At 73.7% G+C, this 19,718-nt stretch carries 18 protein-coding genes; 11 read left to right on the top strand and 7 right to left on the bottom strand.

Going from position 1 to position 19,718, the window contains the following annotated elements:
• Positions 1-108 precede the first annotated feature (108 nt).
• The gene (locus QSK45_RS35140) at positions 109-606 is read right to left on the bottom strand and encodes a GNAT family N-acetyltransferase (RefSeq protein ID WP_285562986.1); all 498 of its coding nucleotides are present in this window, start codon (positions 604-606) and stop codon (positions 109-111) included.
• A gap of 118 nt (positions 607-724) precedes the next feature.
• Complete coding sequence (locus tag QSK45_RS35135) at positions 725-2,842, bottom strand: M20/M25/M40 family metallo-hydrolase (RefSeq protein ID WP_285562985.1); 2,118 nt, start codon at positions 2,840-2,842, stop codon at positions 725-727.
• A 233-nt stretch (positions 2,843-3,075) separates the two neighbouring features.
• Here QSK45_RS35135 and QSK45_RS35130 point away from each other — a divergent pair, with 233 nt between their 5' ends.
• From QSK45_RS35130 to QSK45_RS35115, 4 genes are read left to right on the top strand one after another with little or no spacing between them, the layout of a single operon-like run.
• The gene (locus tag QSK45_RS35130) at positions 3,076-4,152 is read left to right on the top strand and encodes an ABC transporter ATP-binding protein (RefSeq protein WP_395484715.1); all 1,077 of its coding nucleotides are present in this window, start codon (positions 3,076-3,078) and stop codon (positions 4,150-4,152) included.
• Between the two features lie 31 nt (positions 4,153-4,183).
• The gene (locus QSK45_RS35125) at positions 4,184-5,014 is read left to right on the top strand and encodes an ABC transporter permease (RefSeq protein WP_285562984.1); all 831 of its coding nucleotides are present in this window, start codon (positions 4,184-4,186) and stop codon (positions 5,012-5,014) included.
• A gap of 23 nt (positions 5,015-5,037) precedes the next feature.
• Positions 5,038-5,208 (top strand): MbtH family protein, encoded by a 171-nt coding sequence (locus QSK45_RS35120; RefSeq protein ID WP_285562983.1) that lies wholly within the window; start codon positions 5,038-5,040, stop codon positions 5,206-5,208.
• A gap of 33 nt (positions 5,209-5,241) precedes the next feature.
• A complete protein-coding gene (locus QSK45_RS35115; RefSeq protein WP_285562982.1) occupies positions 5,242-6,285 on the top strand; it encodes a P1 family peptidase in 1,044 nt (347 codons plus the stop codon).
• Positions 6,286-6,305: 20 nt separating this feature from the next.
• On the opposite strand, the gene QSK45_RS35110 is transcribed toward QSK45_RS35115, so the two are convergent.
• Complete coding sequence (locus tag QSK45_RS35110; RefSeq protein WP_285562981.1) at positions 6,306-6,941, bottom strand: response regulator; 636 nt, start codon at positions 6,939-6,941, stop codon at positions 6,306-6,308.
• Positions 6,938-8,197 carry a sensor histidine kinase gene (locus QSK45_RS35105; protein WP_285562980.1) on the bottom strand — a complete coding sequence of 420 codons (1,260 nt, stop codon included), beginning with the start codon at positions 8,195-8,197 and terminating at the stop codon, positions 6,938-6,940. Before QSK45_RS35105 ends, QSK45_RS35110 begins: the two co-directional genes overlap by 4 nt.
• Positions 8,198-8,320: 123 nt before the next feature.
• Here QSK45_RS35105 and QSK45_RS35100 point away from each other — a divergent pair, with 123 nt between their 5' ends.
• The 3 genes from QSK45_RS35100 to QSK45_RS35090 all read left to right on the top strand — a co-directional run bounded on the left by QSK45_RS35100 (position 8,321) and on the right by QSK45_RS35090 (position 12,238).
• Positions 8,321-9,406: an ABC transporter permease gene (locus tag QSK45_RS35100; RefSeq protein WP_285562979.1), complete on the top strand. Its 1,086-nt coding sequence runs from the start codon at positions 8,321-8,323 to the stop codon at positions 9,404-9,406.
• A complete protein-coding gene (locus tag QSK45_RS35095; protein WP_285562978.1) occupies positions 9,403-10,086 on the top strand; it encodes an ABC transporter ATP-binding protein in 684 nt (227 codons plus the stop codon). The genes QSK45_RS35100 and QSK45_RS35095 overlap by 4 nt, the downstream gene beginning before the upstream one ends.
• A gap of 979 nt (positions 10,087-11,065) precedes the next feature.
• Entirely contained in the window at positions 11,066-12,238 is a 1,173-nt protein-coding gene (locus tag QSK45_RS35090) for a DUF3103 family protein (protein WP_285562977.1), read from the top strand.
• A gap of 523 nt (positions 12,239-12,761) precedes the next feature.
• Here QSK45_RS35090 and QSK45_RS35085 read toward each other — a convergent pair.
• Together QSK45_RS35085 and QSK45_RS35080 are read right to left on the bottom strand one after the other, a co-directional pair.
• Positions 12,762-13,223 carry a universal stress protein gene (locus QSK45_RS35085; RefSeq protein ID WP_285562976.1) on the bottom strand — a complete coding sequence of 154 codons (462 nt, stop codon included), beginning with the start codon at positions 13,221-13,223 and terminating at the stop codon, positions 12,762-12,764.
• A gap of 36 nt (positions 13,224-13,259) precedes the next feature.
• On the bottom strand, positions 13,260-14,309 hold the full coding sequence (locus tag QSK45_RS35080) for a lactonase family protein (RefSeq protein ID WP_285562975.1): 1,050 nt from the start codon (positions 14,307-14,309) through the stop codon (positions 13,260-13,262).
• Between the two features lie 47 nt (positions 14,310-14,356).
• On the opposite strand from QSK45_RS35080, the gene QSK45_RS35075 reads away from it, so the two are divergent.
• The 4 genes from QSK45_RS35075 (at position 14,357) to QSK45_RS35060 (ending at position 18,752) form a co-directional block, all read left to right on the top strand.
• Entirely contained in the window at positions 14,357-14,725 is a 369-nt protein-coding gene (locus tag QSK45_RS35075; protein WP_285562974.1) for a hypothetical protein, read from the top strand.
• Between the two features lie 154 nt (positions 14,726-14,879).
• A complete protein-coding gene (locus tag QSK45_RS35070) occupies positions 14,880-16,709 on the top strand; it encodes a glycoside hydrolase family 15 protein (RefSeq protein WP_285562973.1) in 1,830 nt (609 codons plus the stop codon).
• Positions 16,706-18,154, top strand: a complete 1,449-nt coding sequence (locus tag QSK45_RS35065; RefSeq protein ID WP_285562972.1) for a glucose-6-phosphate dehydrogenase — start codon at positions 16,706-16,708, stop codon at positions 18,152-18,154. Before QSK45_RS35070 ends, QSK45_RS35065 begins: the two co-directional genes overlap by 4 nt.
• 16 nt (positions 18,155-18,170) lie before the next feature.
• Positions 18,171-18,752 carry a gluconokinase gene (locus QSK45_RS35060; RefSeq protein WP_285562971.1) on the top strand — a complete coding sequence of 194 codons (582 nt, stop codon included), beginning with the start codon at positions 18,171-18,173 and terminating at the stop codon, positions 18,750-18,752.
• 69 nt (positions 18,753-18,821) lie between these two features.
• Here the strand turns inward: QSK45_RS35060 and QSK45_RS35055 are convergent, their stop codons facing one another.
• Positions 18,822-19,316 carry a hypothetical protein gene (locus QSK45_RS35055; protein WP_285562970.1) on the bottom strand — a complete coding sequence of 165 codons (495 nt, stop codon included), beginning with the start codon at positions 19,314-19,316 and terminating at the stop codon, positions 18,822-18,824.
• Between the last annotated feature and the right edge of the window lie 402 nt (positions 19,317-19,718).

The following is a 19,718-nucleotide window of genomic DNA, read 5'->3' as shown; positions in this document are numbered from 1 at the left end:
GGTGTTCCCTCCCCTGATCACGGCGGGCGGAGGGGTCCTGCCGCGGCCCGCCGTTGTGGTGGATGCACTGCGTGGTGATGCGTGGTCGGGCCGGGCCCCGACGGTGGGTCAGCGAGCCGTCCAGTGGTACGTCACGTCGGGCTCGTTCTCCTCGTTGCGGCTGCCGTCGTCGAACTCGCCGGCGGTGAAGCCGTGCCGCTCGTAGAAGGCGCGGGCGTCGGTGTTGCGCTGGAAGCAGTGCAGCGACAGTTGCTCCGGGGACGCCTGTTTCACGGTCTCGAGCAGAGCCGTGCCGATGCCGCGGCGCCGCACGTCGGGGTGCAGGTACAGGTGGTCGAGGACGGTCTCGTCGAGGGCGGCGAAGCCCACGATCCGGGCGTCCTCGCCCTGTTCGGCCACCCACACGGTGCAGGAGGGGAGAACGACGTGCTCGAAGAAGCCGAGGGTCTCCTCGTCGCTGTAGAGCCGGGGCAGGTAGGGCAGGGCCGCGGCCCGGGAGGCGAGGAAGACGGCGGTGATCTCCGCCGCGTCGGCCGCGACCGCCGTGCGCAGGCGGAAGGGCTCCGGGTCCGCGGTGGTGTCGGCGTGGTGGGGGGTGGAGGGCATCAGGGCGCTCTCTTCTGTCGGGGCCAGGGGTCGCCCGGCCGGATGTGGTCCTGGTCGCGTGGTGGCCAGGTGTCCCGGTGTTCCGGTGCCCGGGTGTCCAGGTGTCCAGGTGCCCGGGTCAGATGGTGTACAGGCGGCTGGCGAAGGAGAGTCCCGCCGCGCCCGGTTGCCAGGTGAGGTCGGCGGGCCGCGGTCTGCTCAGGGCCCCGTCGGGCAGCCCGGCGTCCTCCGTCATCGCGAGCAGGCGCACTGGCTTGTCGCCGTGGACGACGAGGGTCACTTCCTGGCCTCGCGGGCCGGGAGCCACCATCAGCAGACCCCACTTCCACGGTGATCCGGCGTACCGGCGGTTCTCCCCGCCGGACAGGTCGGGTGTGCCGGCGGGCGCGCCCTCGACGCGGGCCCGCACGACCCGCGTGGTGGAGGTGTCGACGTACAGGGCGAGCAGGGCCGGCTTTCCGCTCTTGGGCCGGACCTTGAGGCGGACGGTCCGGGTGGCGCCGGCGCGGGTGTCGGACACGGTGGTGACCTCGGGGGTGGTGACTGGGGCTACCGGGGCCGGCCCGGCGAGCAGGCCGCCCGGCGGCGCGGCGAGGGCAGGCGACCAGCTCTCCAGCGTGTCGGTGCGCCGGTGCCCGGTGTATCCGGTGACCCAGGAGGCCGGGTCGGCGTCCTCGGACACCCAGTAGGCGCGCCCGTGATCCGCGTCGAGGGCGTACATGAGGCTGACCGGCCGCGGATGGTCCGCGTCGGGCCGGTCGGCGGCGACGGCTCCGCCGACGCAGGCGGTGCCGGCCAGCGCGACGACGGCCGCGAGGGCGATCAGACGCCTGGCCCGCAGACCGCGGAGCAGGCGGGCCAGGGGTGTCGCCAGGACGGCGAGGGCCAGGGCGGCCAGGGCCAGCGGGGCCGCCGCCGTGGCGAGGCCGAGCGTCGGGAAGAGCAGGGTGACGAGCGGCACGAGGACGATCACGGAGGGCAGGGCCGCCCCGAGAAGGGCCGCGGTGCGCCACGGGGACTCCTCGGCGGCGCGGGCGGCGAGGGCGACACCGGCCGCCATGCCGAGCGCCGTCCACGTGAACACGTACGCCGCGCCGGGCAGCAGCAGGGCGGTGGGTACCGCCAGCAGCGCGGGCCACACCGCGATGCCCACGGCCGTGTCCAGGGCGCCGGCGCGCCGGGCCGTCCATGCGGCCCACAGCCCGGTGACGGCGGCGGTGAGCAGCAGCAGGCCGATGACGGCGGGGCCGGTGCGGTAGGGGTCCCCGGTGAGGAACGAGGCGTAGTACGGGCGGATCAGCACCAGAACGCGCCAGGCGGCCCAGCCGAGCGCGGCCGTGGCCAGGAGCACGAGGGGGAAGGTGAGCGCGGGCCTCGGCACCGCCCCGGGCCGCAGCGCCTTGCGGCGGCGGGCGTACCAGCCGGCCAGGAGCAGGGCGAGCGGCGCCGCGGCGGCCAGCGGGAGCACCGCGCCCGAGGGGTAACTGACCAGCACCGGGCCGACGTTGAACCAGGTCGCGTCGGAGGACCGGGTGACGTCCCGCAGATCCGTGGCGGACAGCCGGCGCACGGCGGACAGCACGGTGTCCCCGAGGTCCTGGAGGCTGCCCAGGTGGACGTGGGCGAGGTCGTCGCCGGGGGTGTGGTAGTCGGCGCTGTCGCCGATGACGGCGAAGTTCAGCCCGGTCATGCCGGCCTCGCGCAGCTGGGTGAAGTCGGTGTCGTTCGGCAGCCGCCGGTAGACCTCGGCGGACAGCGAGGTGGCCACGGGCGGGTGGCCGCCGAGCGCCTTCACCAGGGCGGAGCTGTGCTCGCCGGTCTCGAACATGACGGCGCGTCCGGAGGTGCCGCGCGCCTCCAGGTTGAGGACGACACGGGGCTTGTCGGTGGCGTCGCCGAGGCTGTGGACATAGGCGCGCGCCCCGAGTTGGCCGGTCTCCTCCGAGTCGGTGAACAACAGCACGACGTCGTTGCGCGGGCGGGGCCCCTTGGTCAGGATGCGGGCGATCTCCAGGAGGGACGACACGCCGAGTCCGTCGTCGGAGGCGCCGGGACCGGTGAGGACGGAGTCCGTGTGGGCGACCAGCAGGACCTGCCCCGTGGGAGAACTGCCCGCGATGGTGGCGGAGATGTCGTGCACCCGGCCGGCCAGATGGGAGGCGGAGTCGCCGGGGACGACCTCGGTCGCCTCGTCCTCCACCGGTTTCAGTCCGAGCCGCGTCAGCTGACCGCTCACATAAGCACGGGTCCGTTCCGCACGCGCGCTACCCGAAGGATGCGGCGCGTCCGCGAAATGCTCGATATCGGCCTTGGCGCGATAGGCGGAAAACGCCGACGGCGCAGCATCGGCCCGCACTGGATCGGGGACCGCGTGTACGACGAAAGCACAGTCGGCACCGATGAGCACCAGCAGCAGCCCGGCGACAAGCACGACTATGCGTGCCCTCATCAAACCCCCCGGATTGGAACATGCCCACGTCGGGGCTTGATCACGTCGCACCTTACCAACAACGTCGCGCAGGCAGAAGGGGGTTCACAACCGGGTGCCGGGTGCGCTTGTATGGGCGGATGCGGCGGGCTCGACGCCTTGGGACCTCGTCCGTGCCGCGTATCCAAAGGGGGGGAATTAACCGGGTGAGCGTCCCCACTGTCCTTTTTCGGGATGTTGTAAAGACCTATGGCTCGGCGAACGCCGTGGACGGACTCAGTATCGATATTCCGCCAGGCCGATTCATGGGTCTCCTCGGGCCGAATGGCGCGGGAAAGTCCACCACCATGCGGCTCATCACCGGCCAGAGCCGGGCGACCCGCGGCACGGTGGAGGTGCTGGGGCACGCCATGCCCGCCGGGTCCCGCCGGGTGCGCTCGCTGCTCGGTGTCGTACCGCAGGAGGACAATCTCGACATCGAGCTGACGGTGCGTCAGAACCTTGAGGTCTTCGTCCGTTTCAGTTCCCTTTCGGCCGGCGAGTACGACGGCGCGGTGGACCGCGCCCTGGCCGCCGTGCGGCTGACCGACCGGGCGGACAGCCGGGTGGAGGAGCTGTCCGGCGGAATGCGGCGCAGGCTGCTGCTCGCCCGGGGCATCCTCACCTCGCCGCGGCTGCTGCTGCTCGACGAGCCGACCGTCGGTCTCGATCCCCAGATCCGGCAGGGCCTGTGGGACGTGATCGAGGCGCTGCGCGAGTCCGGTACGACGGTGCTGATGTCCACGCACTACATCGAGGAGGCCGAACGCCTCGCGGACGAGGTCGCCGTCGTCTTCGCGGGCCGGCTGATCGCCCAGGGCGCCCCGGACGAGTTGCTGCGCGTCCATGCGGGGGCCCAGGCCGCCGAGTACCGGGGCGACGCGAACCGCCGCGCGCAGGTGGAGGAGCTGGTACGGCGGGCGGGGCTGCCCAGCCGTCGTACCGGCCTGTCGGTGTCGGTGCTGCGCGCCGAGACGATGCCCGAGTCCCTGCGCGAGGCGCTGGGTCCCGCGGACGTGCTGCGTCCGACCACGCTGGAGGACGTGTTCGTCATCCTGACCGGCGAGTTGTTCGTCTGACGCCGGCATCATCATCCGAAGGGACCCGTTCATGACGAGTGCCGCTCCGGCTCCCCCGGCGAGGACCCTCGCGCCGGCGGACGCCGACGAGGCCCCGACGCCCGTCCTGCTGCCGGCGCTGCGCGCGGTGTGGCGGCGTGAACTCCTGCTGTTCCGGCGCTACTGGCCCGCGATCACGTTCGGTTCGCTGATCGAGCCGCTGGTGTACCTGGCCGGCTTCGGCGCCGGCTTCAACCGCCTGGTGGATTCGGCCGAGGGCCGCCCGTACCCGCAGTTCCTCGGGGTCGGCATGGTCGTCACCTCGGTCCTGTTCGCCTCCGCGTTCGCCGGCATGTTCGAGAGCTACAACCGGCGGTGCTACCAGCACCTCTACGACGCGGTGCTCAGCCGCCCGGTGGACGTGTGGGAACTGGTCACGGCCGAGGCGTCGTGGATCGCGGTGAAGTCCGCCGTCTACAGCTCGGTTCCGCTGCTCGTCACCCTCGCCATCGGTCTGCCCCTCGGGCCGTCGCTGCTGCTGGTACCACTGATCACCCTGGTGTCGGGGCTGGCGTTCGCGCTGGGCGGGATGTGGATCTCCACGCTGGTCCCGGCGATCGACTGGCTGCGGCTGGTCGTCTCGGGCGTCCTCACCCCGCTCGTGATGGCCGCGGGCGTCTTCTTCCCGCTGTCGGGGCTGTCCGGCTGGCTGCGGATCGTCGCGGCCCTCAACCCCATCTACCACTGCATGCGGTTGGTGCGGCACGCGGCCTTCGGCACGCTCGGCGCCGTGGACCTGCTGCATCTGGCGGTGCTCGGCTGCTGCACCGCGGCCGCCTGGTTCCTCGCGGTGCGCGGCATGAGCCGCCGCCTGTTCGACTGACCCGACCCTCGACGGGAGCCCCGATGACCAACCCCTTCGACAGCGCGGACCGTTCCTACGTCGTGCTGCGCAACGCCCCCGGTGACCACTCCCTCTGGCCCGTGGGCATCACCGTCCCGGACGGCTGGGAGGTCGTCCACGCGGAGGACTCCCGGCAGGCCTGCCTCTCCTACATCGAGGACCGGGCCGCCTGACGGGGTCTCCGGCGGCGGGTAGCGTGGTGCGGCATGGAACATTCGGCAGGGCGCGCCCGGTCCCGTGATCTCGGCATCGTCATCGGGGAGTTCGCCCCCGGGCCGCTCGACGCGATCACGGACGTGCCGGGCGTCCGGGTCGGGCACGCCACCGTCCGCCGGCCTCCCGACGTGCACAGCGGGGTGACCGCCGTCGTGCCCGGCGCCGTGGGCCCCCACGCGCCGCTGCCCGCCGGGGTGTTCACCGGCAACGGCTACGGCAAACTCATCGGCACGACGCAGCTCGCCGAGCTCGGCACCCTGGAGACCCCGGTGCTGCTGACCTCGACCCTGTCGGCCTTCCGGGTCGCCGACGCCCTGGTCGGCTGGATGCTGGAACGGCCCGACTGCGCCGACGTACGCAGCCTCAACCCGGTCGTGGGCGAGTGCAACGACGGCTTCCTGTCCGACATCCGCGCCCGCCCGGTGCGCGAGGAGCACGTCCGGGCGGCGCTCGACCGGGCGTCCGGCGGCCCGGTGGCCGAGGGCTGCGTCGGCGCGGGCACCGGCACCGGCGCCCTGGGCTTCAAGGCCGGCATCGGAACCTCCTCCCGCACGACGGACGTCGGTGGCCGGCGCCGCACGGCCGGGGTCCTGGTCCAGGCGAACTTCGGGGGCACGCTGCGGGTCCTCGGCCGCACGGTCACGCCGCGCTCCCTCGGCCTGGCCGACGCCCCGGGCCCGGCCGCGGAGACCGGCTCCTGCGTGATCGTCGTCGCCACGGACGCCCCGCTCGACGCCCGGCAGCTCACCCGCCTCGCCCGCCGCGCCGTGTTCGCCCTGGCCCGCACGGGCGCCGCCTACAGCCACGGCAGCGGCGACTACGCCCTCGCCCTCACCACCCGCCCGGAGCCCGGCGCCCTGGTGGCGGACACCGAACTGAGCCCCCTGTTCGAGGCCGTCCTGGACGCGGTCGAGGAGTCGGTCCTCAACTCCCTGCTCGCCGCGACGACGACCACGGGCCACCGGGGCCACACCTTGCCGGCCCTGCCCGCGGACCGGTTGCCGGACGTGCTGGCGGGGCGGAGTCCGTGCTGAGCCTCCGGCCGGTTGCGGCGTCAGCGCCGGATGAGTCCGAGCCCGGTGGCCGTGGCGACCGCGGCGGTGCGGGAGTCGGCGTCGAGCTTGGCGTAGATGCGGACCAGGTGGGACTTGACGGTGCCCTCGGTGAGGTGGAGGCGTGAACCGATCGCCTGATTGGACAGCCCCTCGGCGACCAGGGACAGGACCTCGGTCTCGCGGCGGGTCAGCGTGGTGCCGGGCGTGCGCAGCCGGTTCATGAGGCGGTCGGCCACGGTGGGCGCCAGGGTGGTGCGGCCGGTGGCGGCGGTGCGCACGGCTGCGGCCAGTTCCTCGGGCAGGGCGTCCTTGAGCACGTAGCCGGTGGCGCCCGCCTCGATGGCGGGCAGGATGTCGGCGTCGGAGTCGTACGTCGTGACGATCAGGACCCGGGGCGCGCCGGGGCGCGCGGTGACGGCGGCGGTGGCCTCGGCACCGTTCATACCGCCTCGGAACTGCAGGTCCATCAGGACGACGTCGATGTCGCCCGCGGCCACCCGGGCGACGGCTTCCTCGGCGGTGGCGGCCTCGGCCACGACGACGAGCCCGGGTTCGGTCTCCAGCACGGCGCGCAGCCCGGCCCGGACCACGGGGTGGTCGTCGGCGAGGAGCAGACGGATCGGCGTGTCGGTCACGGGCGGGCCTCCGCATCGGTGTCGGCGGGCTCGGCGGGCCCGGTGAAGGGGAGCCTGGCGGCCACCGTGGCGCCCCTGCCCGGGGCGGATTCGATGGTCAGGGTGCCGCCGAGGTCGCCTATGCGGGCGCGCATAGCCGCGAGTCCGAACCCTCCGTCGGCCGGGTCGGGGGCGGGCAGCGCGTCGGGGTCGAAGCCGGTGCCGTCGTCCACGACGTCCACGGCGACGTGGTCGCCGAGGTACCCGAGGGTGACCTCGGCGGTGGCGGCGCCCGCGTGGCGGACGGTGTTGGCGAGGGCGGACTGGGCGATGCGCAGCAGGGCGACCTCGTGCGCCGTGGGCAGCCGTACCAGCTCACCGGTGAGGCGGAAACGGGCGTCGAGCGGGTGGCGCGCGGAGGTGGTGGCGCACAGCCGTTCCAGGGCACCGGCCAGGGTGGTCCCGTCCAGGGCGGGCGGAGTGAGGGCGGCGACGAAGCGGCGGGCCTCGGCGATGTTGTCGACGGCGGTGTGCCGGGCCTGCTCCACGTGGCGGGCGGCGGCCTCGGGCCTGCCCGGCAGCGCGCGTTCGGCGGCGTGCAGCAGCAGCTGGATGCTGGACAGACCCTGGGCGAGGGTGTCGTGGATCTCGCGGGCCAGGCGTTCGCGTTCCGCCAGTACCCCCGCGGTGTGCTGGGCGGCGGCCAGATCGGCACGGGTGGCGGTGAGTTCCTCGATCAGCCGGCGGCGCTGTTCGCTCTCCCGGTACAGGGCCTGGTAGCCGCGGACCACCGCGACCGCCACGGCGGCGCCGAGGGCCGGGCCGATCGCGGTGGCCAAAGTGAAGGAGCCCTGGTGGGCGGCGAAGGCCACGATGGCCGCGGTCGCCGTGGCGGCGACGGCGGCCGGGCCGGCGCGGCGTGGCAGGAGGTGGAGCTGGAGGAAGTACAGCGGGAAGGCGATCCACACACCGTCGGCGGACAGGACCAGCAGCACCAGCCAGACCGTCCCCACGGCGGTCAGCCACCAGGTGGCGGCCCGGTGGGAGGCGGCGACGCGCGGCAGCAGCGGCCCCGCCGCGTACACCAGGCCCAGGACGGCGGTCACGGCGACGACGGCCGCGGCGTGCGGCGCTCCGTCGATCACGGCACGGCCCGCGGCCAGGGCGAGCAGGCCGGCGGTGAGCAGGTGCAGGCACCAGGCGAGCGCCCGGGTGGTGGGGGTCAGGGTGTTCACGATCGTCCAAGCGTACGGTCCCGCGGCCGCTCGGACATCCATCGAAAGACAGAACCGGGCCCCCGCCCTTCGATCCGCAAGGTCCCCTCCCAGGCCAGATGCCCGGAGCGGGTGCGGGCGGCGACAGTCGGGGTGCACCGCTTCCACCACACGAAAGGCAGGGACGTGTTCGTCGCCTGGAGGGACCTGAGATTCGCCAAGGGGCGGTTCGCCCTGATGGGAACCGTCATCGTGCTGATCACTCTGCTGGTCGGCCTGCTGTCCGGGCTGACCGCCGGGCTCGGCAGGCAGAACATCTCCGCGATCGACGGCCTGCCGGCGGACCGGATCGCCTTCGGTGCGCCCGGCGGCGGGCAGAAGCTGTCGTACGCCGACTCGACCGTGACCGAGCAGCAGTGGCGGCGGTGGTCGAAGGCCCCGGGCGTCACCCGTGCCGAGCCGCTGGGCATCAGCACCACCAAGGCCACCGCGAGCGGCGGCGGGAGCACCGGGGTCTCCGTCTTCGGCGTCCGGCCCGGCTCCGCGCTGGCCCCGGACGGCGACCGGATCGACGACGACTCGGTGGTGCTGTCCACCGCCGCCGCCGACGCCCTCGCGCTCGGACCCGGCGACCAGGTCACCCTCGCCGGCCGGCAGCGCCTGACCGTCGCGGCCGTGCGCGGCGACGCGTCGTTCAGCCACACCCCGGTGATCTGGGCCAGTCTGGACACCTGGCGCAGGACCGCGCCCCCCACCAACGGCCCCACCGCCACCGTCATCGCCCTGAGCACCGCCTCCGGCGCCGACGTGCGGGCCACCGACCGGGCCGTGGGCACGAGGACGGTCTCCAAGCAGGACTCGTTGTCCGCGATCGGCTCCTACAGCTCCGAGAACGGCTCCCTCCAGCTGATGCGCGGCTTCCTGTTCGCCATCTCGGCCCTGGTCATCGGCGCGTTCTTCACCGTGTGGACCATCCAGCGCGGCGCGGACATCGCCGTCCTGAAGGCCCTGGGCGCCTCCACCGCGGGCCTCTTGCGCGACGCCCTCGGCCAGGCCCTGGTCCTGCTCACCGGCGGCACCCTCGTCGGCACCGCCCTCGCCGCCGCGCTGGGTGCCCTGGTCGCCGGCACCACCGTGCCGTTCCTGCTCACCCCCGCCACCGTCCTGGTGCCCGCCGCCGTGATGATCGTCCTCGGCGCACTCGGGGCCGCTCTGTCGGTCCGCCGCATCACCTCCGTCGACCCGCTGACCGCCCTGGGGAGCACCCGATGAGCCTGAGCCTCACCGACATCACCCTCACCTACGCCGACGGCGACGACCGCCTGACCGCCCTCGACCGGGTCACCCTCGACGTGCCGGGGGGCAGCCTCACGGCCGTCGTCGGCCCCTCCGGTTCCGGGAAGTCGAGCCTGCTGGCCGTCGCCGCGACCCTCGTCACCCCCGACTCCGGCACGGTCACCATCGACGGCACCACCACCACGGGCATGACCCGCGGCGAACTCACCGAGCTGCGCCGCCGCACGATCGGCATCGTCTTCCAGCAGCCCAACCTGCTGCCCTCCCTGACGGCCGCCGAACAACTCCAGGTCATGGCCCACCTCGACGGCCGCTCCCCCGCCAAGGCCCGGCCCAGGGCGATGCGCCTGCTCGACGCCGTCGGCCTGGCCGAGCAGGCGGACCGGCGCCCCCACCAGCTCTCCGGCGGCCAGCGCCAGCGCGTCAACATCGCCCGCGCGCTGATGAACGACCCCGCCGTCCTCCTGGTCGACGAGCCGACCAGCGCCCTCGACCACGAACGCGGCGCCGCCGTCATCGACCTGCTCACCCGCCTCACCCACGAACAGCGCACCGCCACGATCCTGGTCACCCACGACCGCGCCCACCTCACCGCCGCCGACCGGATCGCCGAGGTCCACGACGGACGCCTGAGCTTCCCGTCACCGGTGCGCTGACGCGCGGCCGGGCCGTGCCCTGGGCTGTCCCTCGGGAGGAATCGGCGGCCCCTGCCGGTGATCTCCCCATGACCGGCGCCGGGGAGGGGCGGGGACACGGGCACCGCTCGGGTGCGCCATGCGGTTGCGCCGCCATGGACGACCACCGTGGGCGCGGTGACGCGGCGCGGGTTCGGCGGTGCGGTCACCCGGCGACGGGAGGGCGCCGGTCCGAGGGAGAACGCCTTCACGGGCCGCGCGCCCCGGACAGGTGCCCACGCCGAGGTGGCCCGCTCCGGCTCCCGCGCCTCGTCGGCCGGGACGACATGGGAGCCGACGAGGTCGAGCGGGGTCGGGTGCCGGGTCACCGGTTCCCCCGCGGGCCCGGCGGGGCGTCCGGCCGGGTGCACGGGGACGGAGAGCACCGGCCGCCCGGCCACCCGGCCAGGGCGTCTGCGCGATCGCGCCGCCGCTCGACGCGCCGGTCAGGTGGACGCGCTCGGCGCCGAGGGGTCGAGGAGGTGGCGGTTCGCCTCGGCCGTCGGCAGCGGCCGAGGCGGCAGACGGCAGACGGCAGACGGCAGACGGCAGACGGTAGTAGTACAACGCCCCCCGGTCGCCACCCGTTTGTTCACCCACCGCGGGCCGCCACCCGTCTGTCCACCCACCGCGATCCCCTGCTCCGCCGCCTCCACCGCGCCGACCGGCTGCTGCCGCGCCCGCCGCCGAGCATCCGCTCGATGTCGCCGCGGGCCCGGAGCAGCGCGCGGCGCTCGGCGAGCAGATCCGGCACCGGCATGCCTCCTGAGGCATCGTCAATTCTCTGCGCAGCATCGGAACTTCGTCTGCTCACACTGTGAGAACCTTGTAAGAGTGACATGCTCGCGTCATCATGGGGAGGGAATCATCTACCCGCATAGACCCACTGCGGACCGGTTCCCGCGCCACCCACCCCCGACCACGTGTCACCGACCACTCCACATCCGGAGGATCGATCCTCGTGAGACCTCGCCACGCCCGCGGACGCCGCACCCTCACCGCCGCCGCGGCCACCCTGGTCACCTTCTGCGCGGCCCAGACCCTGGCCGCCGCGCCCGCGGCCCTCGCGGCCCCCGCCCCCGCGGCGACCCGCGCGGCGCACGCCCACTCCGCGACCGCGTCCGCCGTCACCTCCGCCCAGGACCGGGCGGCCCGCGCCATCGCGCGCTCGCTCGGCGACGCCTCCTGGAACACCCGGCTGCGCACGGCCGCCCTGAAGTCGCGCGAGGTGCCCGTCACCGAGCGGGCGAGCGGCTCGCTGAAGTCCCGACTCGCCACGGCCGACCGGCAGATCGCCGCGGCCAAGGGCCTGGACACGAAGACCGGCTCGCTGCTCCGGCTGCGCCTCGGGGACCCCTCGATGCGCGCCTCCCTGGCGGCCGGCACGACCCCCTGGGTCGCGGCCGCCGTCTCGGACGACGACGCCACCACCGTCACCGCCTACGACAGCCGGGGCCGCGCCCACCGCCTGGACGCCCGCAAGGCCCCCGCGCACCCCGTGTACGTCGTCGACGTCGACAGCTCCAAGGCACTGGCGGCCGGTCTGGACGTCCTGCGCGAGGAACTGGTCAAGGACGGCATTCGCTCCGCGGCGCCCGCGGCGGCGGTGGACACCACGGCCGCACCGCGGGCGGCGGCCACCGCGGGCTACTGGACCACGAAGATCACGGCCGTCGAACTCTCCGACGACGAGGAGCCCTGGGTCAAGGGTGCCGCCGAGATCTACACCCTGGTCAGCGGGTTCGGCCAGGACGGCAAGGTCCGCGTCGACCCCGTGGACATGCCGTACCTCGACTACGACGGCACCGTCTACAAGCCGAACCAGATCCTCGTGAACTGGTCGAACTACAAGTACAACCTGGCCGACGCCGTGATGATGGAGGAGGACGGCAGCACCAACTACCGCGACCTCGCCAAGGCGATCGCCACGGCGCTGCTGACCATCACCGACCAGGGCACCTACATCCCGCTGGTCAACGCGATCCTGGACGCCATCCCGAACGACTGGTGGACCGACGACCCCGACTACGTGGACTCCTGGTACACCCTGGCCCGCAGCGACCAAGGCACGTACTACGGCGCCCGGGGCAACGGCTGGATGACCGTGGAGCCCTACTTCGTCGAGCAGTTCTGACGGACGGCACCGGACGGGGCCTGCCAGGGGCGAAGTCCCCGGCAGGCCCTTCCGCACGGCACGCCGCGGCCGTCGTTCCGCCCCGGACGGCCGGTTTCCGCACGGGGAGCGGCATTCCAGCGGAAAGGACGGCCCCGGCGGCGCCGAGGAGCCGGAGCAGGCCCGCGCGACCACACCGCGTAGACCACGAGTGCGCCGGCGGGACCGAGGTGGGCGACGCCGCCGATGTCGCGCCGGCCGAGGTGGTCCGGCGGCGACTCGCCGGCCGGTATCACCGATACCAGCACCAGCGCGGTCGTGCGGGCGGCCTGCGACGGCCACGAGACCGTGCCCACCGCGCGCGTGGCGGGCGGCGGGTACCCGCGGCCCCGATCCGGCGTGGGCGCGCGCACGGCTCTCCCGCTCCGTCCGGCACGAGCCCTCCGCCCGGCACGGTCCCCGCGACCGTCCGCGGACCTCGGTGCGGACGCCCAGCGCCGGTCGTCCCCGCCGAGCCGCACCGCCTCCCGGCCGCGGGCGGCCCTCACTCCTCCTCCTGCCCCCTGAGGACGAGGACCGGGCAGGGGGCGTGCTGGACGCAGTGCTGGGCGACCGAGCCGAGCAGCAGGCCGCGGAAGCCGCCGAGGCCGCGGCTGCCGACCACGAGCAACGCGGCGTCGTGGGAGGCATCGATGAGAACGCCGGCGGGGGTGCCGTAGCGGACCACGGTGCTGACCTCGACGGCGGGGTGTGCCGCGGCGGCTTCCTCGACCGCGTTCGTGAGTTCGCTCCGCGCCCGTCCCTCCAGGGCGGCCTCGTCGGAGGCGGACGGCGGCAGCCAGCCGAGGGCGCCGTGGAACTGCGGGACGTCCCAGGCGATCACCGCCTCCACCCGGCCGCCGGTGAGCGCCGCCTGGCGCACCGCCCAGTGCAGGGCCTGCCTGGAGCCCTCCGAGCCGTCCACCCCGACCACGATGCGTTCTGTCCCGCCCTGCCGCTCGGCCATCCTCTTCCCTCGTCCTCGTCCTCGTACGGAGCACCCTCATCCGAAGGCGACACTGCTGGCAGCGGGCACGGGCAGTGATCCGGCGGGTCGGGGGACGCCCGTCGCGGGGTCGACGTCGAGCCACGTCACCTCGCCCGAGCGCTCGTTGGCCGCGTACAGACGCCGGCCCGACGGATCGAGCACCAGGTCACGCGGCCAGCGGCCACCGCAGGGCACGGCCGTGACCAGTTCCGCCCGTTCCCCCGACTCGTCGAGCGCGAGGACGGCCACGGTGTCGGTGCCGCGCACCGCCGCCCACAGGTACCGGCCGTCGTACGCGACCACCGGGGCCGAGGGCTGCACCGGGACGTCCGGGCCGTCCGGGAACAGCGGCGTCTCACCGACCGCGCCGAGGACCCCGGCGGCCGCGTCCCAGCGGCACACGGTCACCGTCGGCCGGAGCTCCCCGAGGACGTAGGCGTGGTCCCCTGAGGGGTGGAAGGCGAGGTGCCGGGGCCCGGTGCCCGGGGGCAGCGCGGTCGTGCCGTGCGGACGCAGTTCGCCCGTGCGCTCGTCCAGCGAGCAGACCCGCACCGAGTCGGTGCCGAGATCGACGCCGAGGACCCAGCGCCCGGTCGGATCGGGGACGACCTGGTGGGCGTGCGGGGACCGCTGGCGTTCTGGGTGCGGGCCGGAGCCCTCGTGGTGCAGCACGCTGCTCGGGGGCTGCGGCAGGCCCTCGGCGGTCAGCGGCAGCACGCTGACACTGCCCGAGCCGTAGTTGGCGGTCAGCAGATGTCCCTGGACCAGGGTGAGATGGGTCGGTTCGTCGCCGCCGACCGGCACGGGCCGGCCGAGCGGGCGGGGCACCGCCTCGGTGGCGTCGTACGCGGCCACCGCTCCCCCCACCGTCTCCGAGACGGCGTAGAGGACGGGACCCGTCTCCCCGTGCCCGACGGCGAGGTACGACGGGTCGGCGACGGTCTTCACGGCGCCCGTCCTGATCAGCGCCCCGGTGCCCGGGTCGAGGTCGGCCACGACGATCCCCGGCCCACCCGCCGATGTGAACGACCCGATGAAGGCGCGCCCCGCGGCACCGCCGGCCATGAACCCTCCGCCCTCCGCCCCGCGCGCAGCACGGCGGAGCCACCACGATGCCGACGGGCCGCCGGGGCGAAGCGGATTCGCCGTACGACGCGGCCCGGCTTTCACCGGAACGCATCAACGGCGCTTCGGTCCCCGCGCGGTCCGCGGAGCCCCGTGAGACGGTGATCACGATGGTGCGAGGTCGTCGCCGGCCGCCGGGGACGCGGCGGGCTGACCGTACGTCCGGCGGGCGCGACAGCCGTAATCCGATCAGGAGGGCGCGAACCGGTGAAGGCATTCGTGACGAGAGCGGGCGCGTCGATCCGACCCGGATGACCACCCACCGGTTCCCCTTCGGCCAGATGGAGCGGGCCTTCGAGGTGTCGGACAAGAAGCTCGAGGAGACCGTGAAGGTGCTGGTCGGCTTCGACGAGTGACGCGCCGGCCCGGGAGGGGTCGTTTCGGCGTCCGACCTCCGCGGGCGTCACGCAAGGCCGGTGGGGCGCCGACGTCCGAGGTGTTCCGGCGTCACACAGGGCCGGGGGCGCCCGCAGGGCCCGGCGTCGCAGAAGAACCGAGAGACGAGAGCGTATGTACGATCCCGATCCGCCCTTCCGGCCGATCCGCAGGCGGGACGGCCATCTCCCGCTGGAGGACCTCGGCCTGATCGGGGACGGCACCACGGCGGCCCTGGTCGGCCTGGACGGCTCCGTCCCGTGGATGTGCGTGCCACGCTTCGACTCGGACGCCCTCTTCTGCGGCCTCCTCGACCCCACGCGCGGCGGTCACTTCACCGTGGCGCCCGAGGACGTGGTGGAGGCCCGGCAGCACTACCAGCCCGACACCGGCGTGCTGGTCACCGAACTGCGCTCCCCCACCGGCCTGGTGCGCCTCACCGACGCGCTCGCCCTCAGGTCCGGCGCCGACCTCACCGAGGACATGCCTGCCGGGCGGGCGGAACTCGTGCGCTCGGCGGTGGTCCTGGACGGGCACGTACGGCTGCGGGCCGACCTGGAGCCGCGCGGCGGCGGGCAGGCGCGGACGCTGTTCAGCGGGCTGGAGGTACGGGCCCGCCGGGATCCCGGCCTCCGCCTCCACCTGCGCTCCAACCGGCCGCTGACCGGCCTGCGCACCACCCACGACCTCCGGCAGGGCGACCGCCTCGACCTGGTGCTGTCCTGGGGGCGCTTCCACCGGCACCACCGTTTCGACACCGACGCCATGCTCAAGGGCACCGCCGACGCCTGGCGCCGCTGGATGCGGCGCTGCTACTACGCAGGCCCCCAGGCGGCCCTGGTCAGACGGGCCGCGCTCACGCTGAAGATGTGCGACGACTGGGCCAGCGGCTCGCTGGTGGCGGCGCCCACCTCCTCCCTGCCCGCGCCGATCGGCGGCATCCGCAACTGGGACTACCGCTACACCTGGATCCGGGACGCGGCGTACGCGGTGTTCGCGCTGCGCCGTATCGGGTTCGGCGGCGAGGCGGACTCCTTCCTCGGCTGGGTCCTCGACGCCTTCGAGCACAGCCGGCACCCGCGCATCATGTACACCCTCCAGGGCGACACGGTGCCCGACGAGGTCGAGGACGGCGAACTGGCGGGCTATCGCGGCTCCGTCCCGGTGCGCTGGGGCAACGGCGCGACCGACCAGCGCCAGCACGACGTGTACGGCGAGATCCTCGACTGCGCCGACAAGTGGCTGCTGGCGGGCGGGGAGATCCAGCCCGCGCTGTGGGCGGGCCTGGCGGGGCTCGCGGACGCGGCGGAGGTCGCCTGGCGCCATCCCGACCAGGGGATCTGGGAAGTGCGCAGCGAGGGGCGGGCGTTCACCTACTCGGCCGGGATGTGCCAGGTGGCCCTGGACCGGGCCGTGCGCATCGGCGAGCGGCACGGTCTGCCCGGCCGGATCGCCCAGTGGCGTAGGGCGGCCGAGGACGTGCGCCGCGCCGTCCTGGAGGAGTCCTGGGACGAGAGGTCGCGTACCCTCAGCGCCCATCTGTCCGGCGGCGGCGTCCTCGACGCGAGCCTGCTGGCGCTGCCGCTGCGAGAGATCGTACCGGCCGATCATCCGCGGATGGTGGCCACGACGGCGGCCGTCACCGAGCGGCTGTCGGCCGGCGGTGGGCTGCTCTACCGCTATCTGCACGACGAGGCACCCGACGGCCTCGCCGGTGACGAGGGCGCGTTCGTGCTGTGCAGCTTCTGGCTGGTCGACAACCTGGTCGGGCAGGGCCGCGTCGAGGAGGCCGGGGAGCTGTACGCGTCCCTGTGCGCGCGGGCCAGCACGCTCGGACTGCTGTCGGAGCAGATCCACCCCACCACAGGAGAGTTCATGGGCAACTTCCCCCAGGCGTTCAGCCATATCGGCGTCATCGCGAGCGGTGTGAACCTCCAGCGGGCGAGGGCGGCGAGACCGCGATGATCGGGCGCCTCGTCATCCTCGGTGCGACGGGCGACCTCAGCGGGCGCTTCCTGATGCCGGCCCTCGCCGCGCTGCGCGCCCGGGGCCACCTGGGCGACGGGTTCCGGGTGACCGGGGCGAGCCGCGAGGACTGGACCACGGAGCGGTTCCGGGAGTGGATCGGCGAGTGGCTCGACCGGCAGGGCGGTGACACCCCGGCCGACGCCCGCCGAGCGGTCGTGGAGTCGGCCCACTACCGGCGGGCCGATGTCACCGACCCGGAGGACGTCCGTGCGGTCGTCGCCGGTGACGAACCCGTCGCCCTGTATCTCGCGCTGCCGCCCTCGCTGTTCCCCCGGGTGGTCTCCGCGCTGCACTCGGCGGGACTGCCGCCGGGGAGCAGGATCGTGCTGGAGAAGCCGTTCGGCGAGGGCCTCGAAAGCGCCCGTGAGCTGAACGCCCTCCTCGCCGAACTGGTACCGGAACGGGCGGTGTTCCGGGTGGACCACTTCCTCGCCATGACGACGGTGCAGAACGTGCTGGGCAGCAGGCTCGCCAACCGGGTGCTCGAACCCCTGTGGAACAGCACCCACATCGCCGAGGTGGAGATCGTCTGGGACGAGAGCCTCGCGCTGGAGGGCAGGGCCGGTTATTACGACCGTGTGGGCGCGCTGAAGGACATGGTGCAGAACCATCTGCTCCAGGTGCTCTGCCTCGTCGCCATGGAACCGCCGGTCACCCTCGGCGAACGCGATCTGCGGGACCGCAAGGTCGACGTGCTGCGCTCCGTGCGGATGCTGACCGAGTACGACGTGGTGCACCGCACGCGCCGGGCCCGCTACTCCGCGGGCGCGGTCGACGGGCGCGACGTGCCGTCGTACGCCGACGAGGAGGGCGTGGACCCCGGGCGCGGCACCGAGACGTTCGCCGAGGTGGAACTGGAACTCGACAACTGGCGCTGGGCGGGTACGACGTTCCGGCTGCGCAGCGGCAAGGCGCTGCGGGCGGACCGCAAGGAGGTCGCGGTGCGGTTCCGGCCCGTGCCCCATCTGCCGTTCGGGCACACCGGGGAGGTGGTGCCCAACGTGCTGCGCTTCGGCCTGGAGCCCGAGGGCCTGACCCTGGACCTGATGGGCACGGGCTCCCGGTCCGGCCATCTCACCGAGCTGGAGCTGTCCGCCGGGCTGGAACCCGCCGAACTGCCCGCCTACGGACGGCTGTTGCTCGACGTCCTGCGCGGAGATCCCGCTCTGTCGATCCGCGGCGACGAGGCCGAGGAGGCATGGCGGGTGCTCAGCCCGGTCCTCACGGCGTGGGAGCGGGATCTCGTCCCCCTGGAGGAGTACCCGGCCGGCTCGGACGGACCGGCGTGCGCGCACTCCTACGGGCCCGGCCCGGTGACCAGGGAGGCCCTGCTCCACGAGGAGACGATCCTGGGTACGGCGCCGAACGACCGCCGGCCGTGAGGAGTGGAACAGTGCGATGCGCCCTGACCGTGGACAGCGCCCTCCGTGCGTCGTCGTGCTCGGGGTGTCCGGGGTGGGCAAGACGACGGTGGCCCGGCTGCTCGCGCGGCGGCTGGACGTCCCCTTCGCGGAGGCGGACGACTTCCACTCGCCCGAGAACATCGCCAAGATGGCATCGGGCGTGCCGCTCACGGACGCCGACCGGCAGACCTGGCTGGAGTCGGTCGGCCACTGGCTGCGCGCCCGCGACCGGGCGGCGACGGGCGGTGTGGTGCCCTGCTCCGCGCTGCGCCGCCGCTACCGCGACACCCTGCGGGAGGCCTGCCCGGACGCCTTCTTCGTGCACCTGACGGCTCGGCACGAGGAAGTGGGGCGGCGGATGAGCGAGCGCTCCGGCCACTTCATGCCGCGCGCGCTGCTGGAGTCGCAGGAGGCGGCGCTGGAACCGCTGGCACCCGACGAACGGGGCGGTGCCGTGGACGCGGGCCCGGCTCCGGGGGTCGTGGTCGAGGCGGTCCTGGGGCTCCTGGCCGAGAGGGACGACACGGCCCGCGGTGCCGAGGAGGGCGGCCGGGCCGACGACGGCGACAGGGCCTGACCGGCGCGCGGTCGCGGGGGCGGACGGACCCGGGCGACGGCGGTCGCCCGGATGCCTGCCGTGGCGGTCTCAGCAGCCGCAGCTGTAGTAGAGGGCGTCCCAGTGGGTGCCCTCGTCGGCGTAGACGTTGCCGGAGGCCGCCGTCCACATCGGGTAACCGTCGCCGCGCAGGCCGGAGTAAGTGAAGCTGTTCTTGATGTAGTTGGTGATGCAGGTGTTCTTGCCGTAGTCGAGCTTGTAGCCGTTCCAGTGCGAGTACGTGCCGGAGGCGTGCCCGGTCTCGGTGCCGCCGGTGATGTTCAGGGCGCAGCCGCTGGCGTGCTTGAGGGTCACGGCGCCCTGGGCGGTGGCCAGGTTGAGCTGCTCGAACGACGTGCAGGTCGAGTTGTAGCGGTCGGAGCAGTTGCCCGACGACGACCACGTGATCCCTGCGTCGCGGAACATCTGGGTCGCGGTGGCATTGCTGATCTTGGTGACCGCGAAGGCGTCCGTCGCGGTGCCGAGGACGGCGACACCGGGGGCGACGACGAGCGCGAGTGCGGTCAGGGCGGAGCGGACCTTCATGGGGGAGCCTCCTGCGTATGGCCGGGCTTCTTGTGGGGCGACTGTGCAGGTGGTGCCTGGGGATGATGCCAGAGATCCACGCGCGTCCGCCAGAGACCGCGGGCGCCGGCCACCCTTCCCCCGCCGCCGACGGGACGACTTGCCCTCTCATACCCCCGTGGGTATACGCTGGCATCAGCTTGATACCCCCCTGGGTATACAATCACCGTAGAGATACCCCCCGGGGTATGAGGGGCCGGGTTGACCGGCCCTTCCGTACCACCCGCACCAGGAGGCACCCATGTACTTCGCCCAGCACTACCTCGACTGCCTGTCCCAGGCCGCGTACGTCATCGGCGATCCCACCAGCGGCAAGGCGGTCGTGATCGACCCCCGCCGCGACGTGGACGAATACGTCGCGGA

This window comes from Streptomyces hygroscopicus subsp. hygroscopicus (assembly GCF_030269125.1).
GTDB classification, from domain to species: Bacteria; Actinomycetota; Actinomycetes; order Streptomycetales; family Streptomycetaceae; genus Streptomyces; species Streptomyces hygroscopicus_C.
Note: the sequence above shows the minus strand (reverse complement) of the source record. Positions and strands in the feature narration are given on the sequence as shown.

What these genes read in the sequence shown, in the direction of transcription:
- QSK45_RS35140 (WP_285562986.1), bottom strand. Translation starts at nt 606, where the DNA reads ATGCCCTCCACCCCCCACCACGCCGACACCACCGCGGACCCGGAGCCC.
- QSK45_RS35130 (WP_395484715.1), top strand. Translation starts at nt 3,076, where the DNA reads ATGCCCACGTCGGGGCTTGATCACGTCGCACCTTACCAACAACGTCGC.
- QSK45_RS35125 (WP_285562984.1), top strand. Translation starts at nt 4,184, where the DNA reads ATGACGAGTGCCGCTCCGGCTCCCCCGGCGAGGACCCTCGCGCCGGCG.
- QSK45_RS35120 (WP_285562983.1), top strand. Translation starts at nt 5,038, where the DNA reads ATGACCAACCCCTTCGACAGCGCGGACCGTTCCTACGTCGTGCTGCGC.
- QSK45_RS35115 (WP_285562982.1), top strand. Translation starts at nt 5,242, where the DNA reads ATGGAACATTCGGCAGGGCGCGCCCGGTCCCGTGATCTCGGCATCGTC.
- QSK45_RS35105 (WP_285562980.1), bottom strand. Translation starts at nt 8,197, where the DNA reads ATGGATGTCCGAGCGGCCGCGGGACCGTACGCTTGGACGATCGTGAAC.
- QSK45_RS35095 (WP_285562978.1), top strand. Translation starts at nt 9,403, where the DNA reads ATGAGCCTGAGCCTCACCGACATCACCCTCACCTACGCCGACGGCGAC.
- QSK45_RS35085 (WP_285562976.1), bottom strand. Translation starts at nt 13,223, where the DNA reads ATGGCCGAGCGGCAGGGCGGGACAGAACGCATCGTGGTCGGGGTGGAC.
- QSK45_RS35080 (WP_285562975.1), bottom strand. Translation starts at nt 14,309, where the DNA reads ATGGCCGGCGGTGCCGCGGGGCGCGCCTTCATCGGGTCGTTCACATCG.
- QSK45_RS35075 (WP_285562974.1), top strand. Translation starts at nt 14,357, where the DNA reads ATGCCGACGGGCCGCCGGGGCGAAGCGGATTCGCCGTACGACGCGGCC.
- QSK45_RS35070 (WP_285562973.1), top strand. Translation starts at nt 14,880, where the DNA reads ATGTACGATCCCGATCCGCCCTTCCGGCCGATCCGCAGGCGGGACGGC.
- QSK45_RS35065 (WP_285562972.1), top strand. Translation starts at nt 16,706, where the DNA reads ATGATCGGGCGCCTCGTCATCCTCGGTGCGACGGGCGACCTCAGCGGG.
- QSK45_RS35060 (WP_285562971.1), top strand. Translation starts at nt 18,171, where the DNA reads ATGCGCCCTGACCGTGGACAGCGCCCTCCGTGCGTCGTCGTGCTCGGG.
- QSK45_RS35055 (WP_285562970.1), bottom strand. Translation starts at nt 19,316, where the DNA reads ATGAAGGTCCGCTCCGCCCTGACCGCACTCGCGCTCGTCGTCGCCCCC.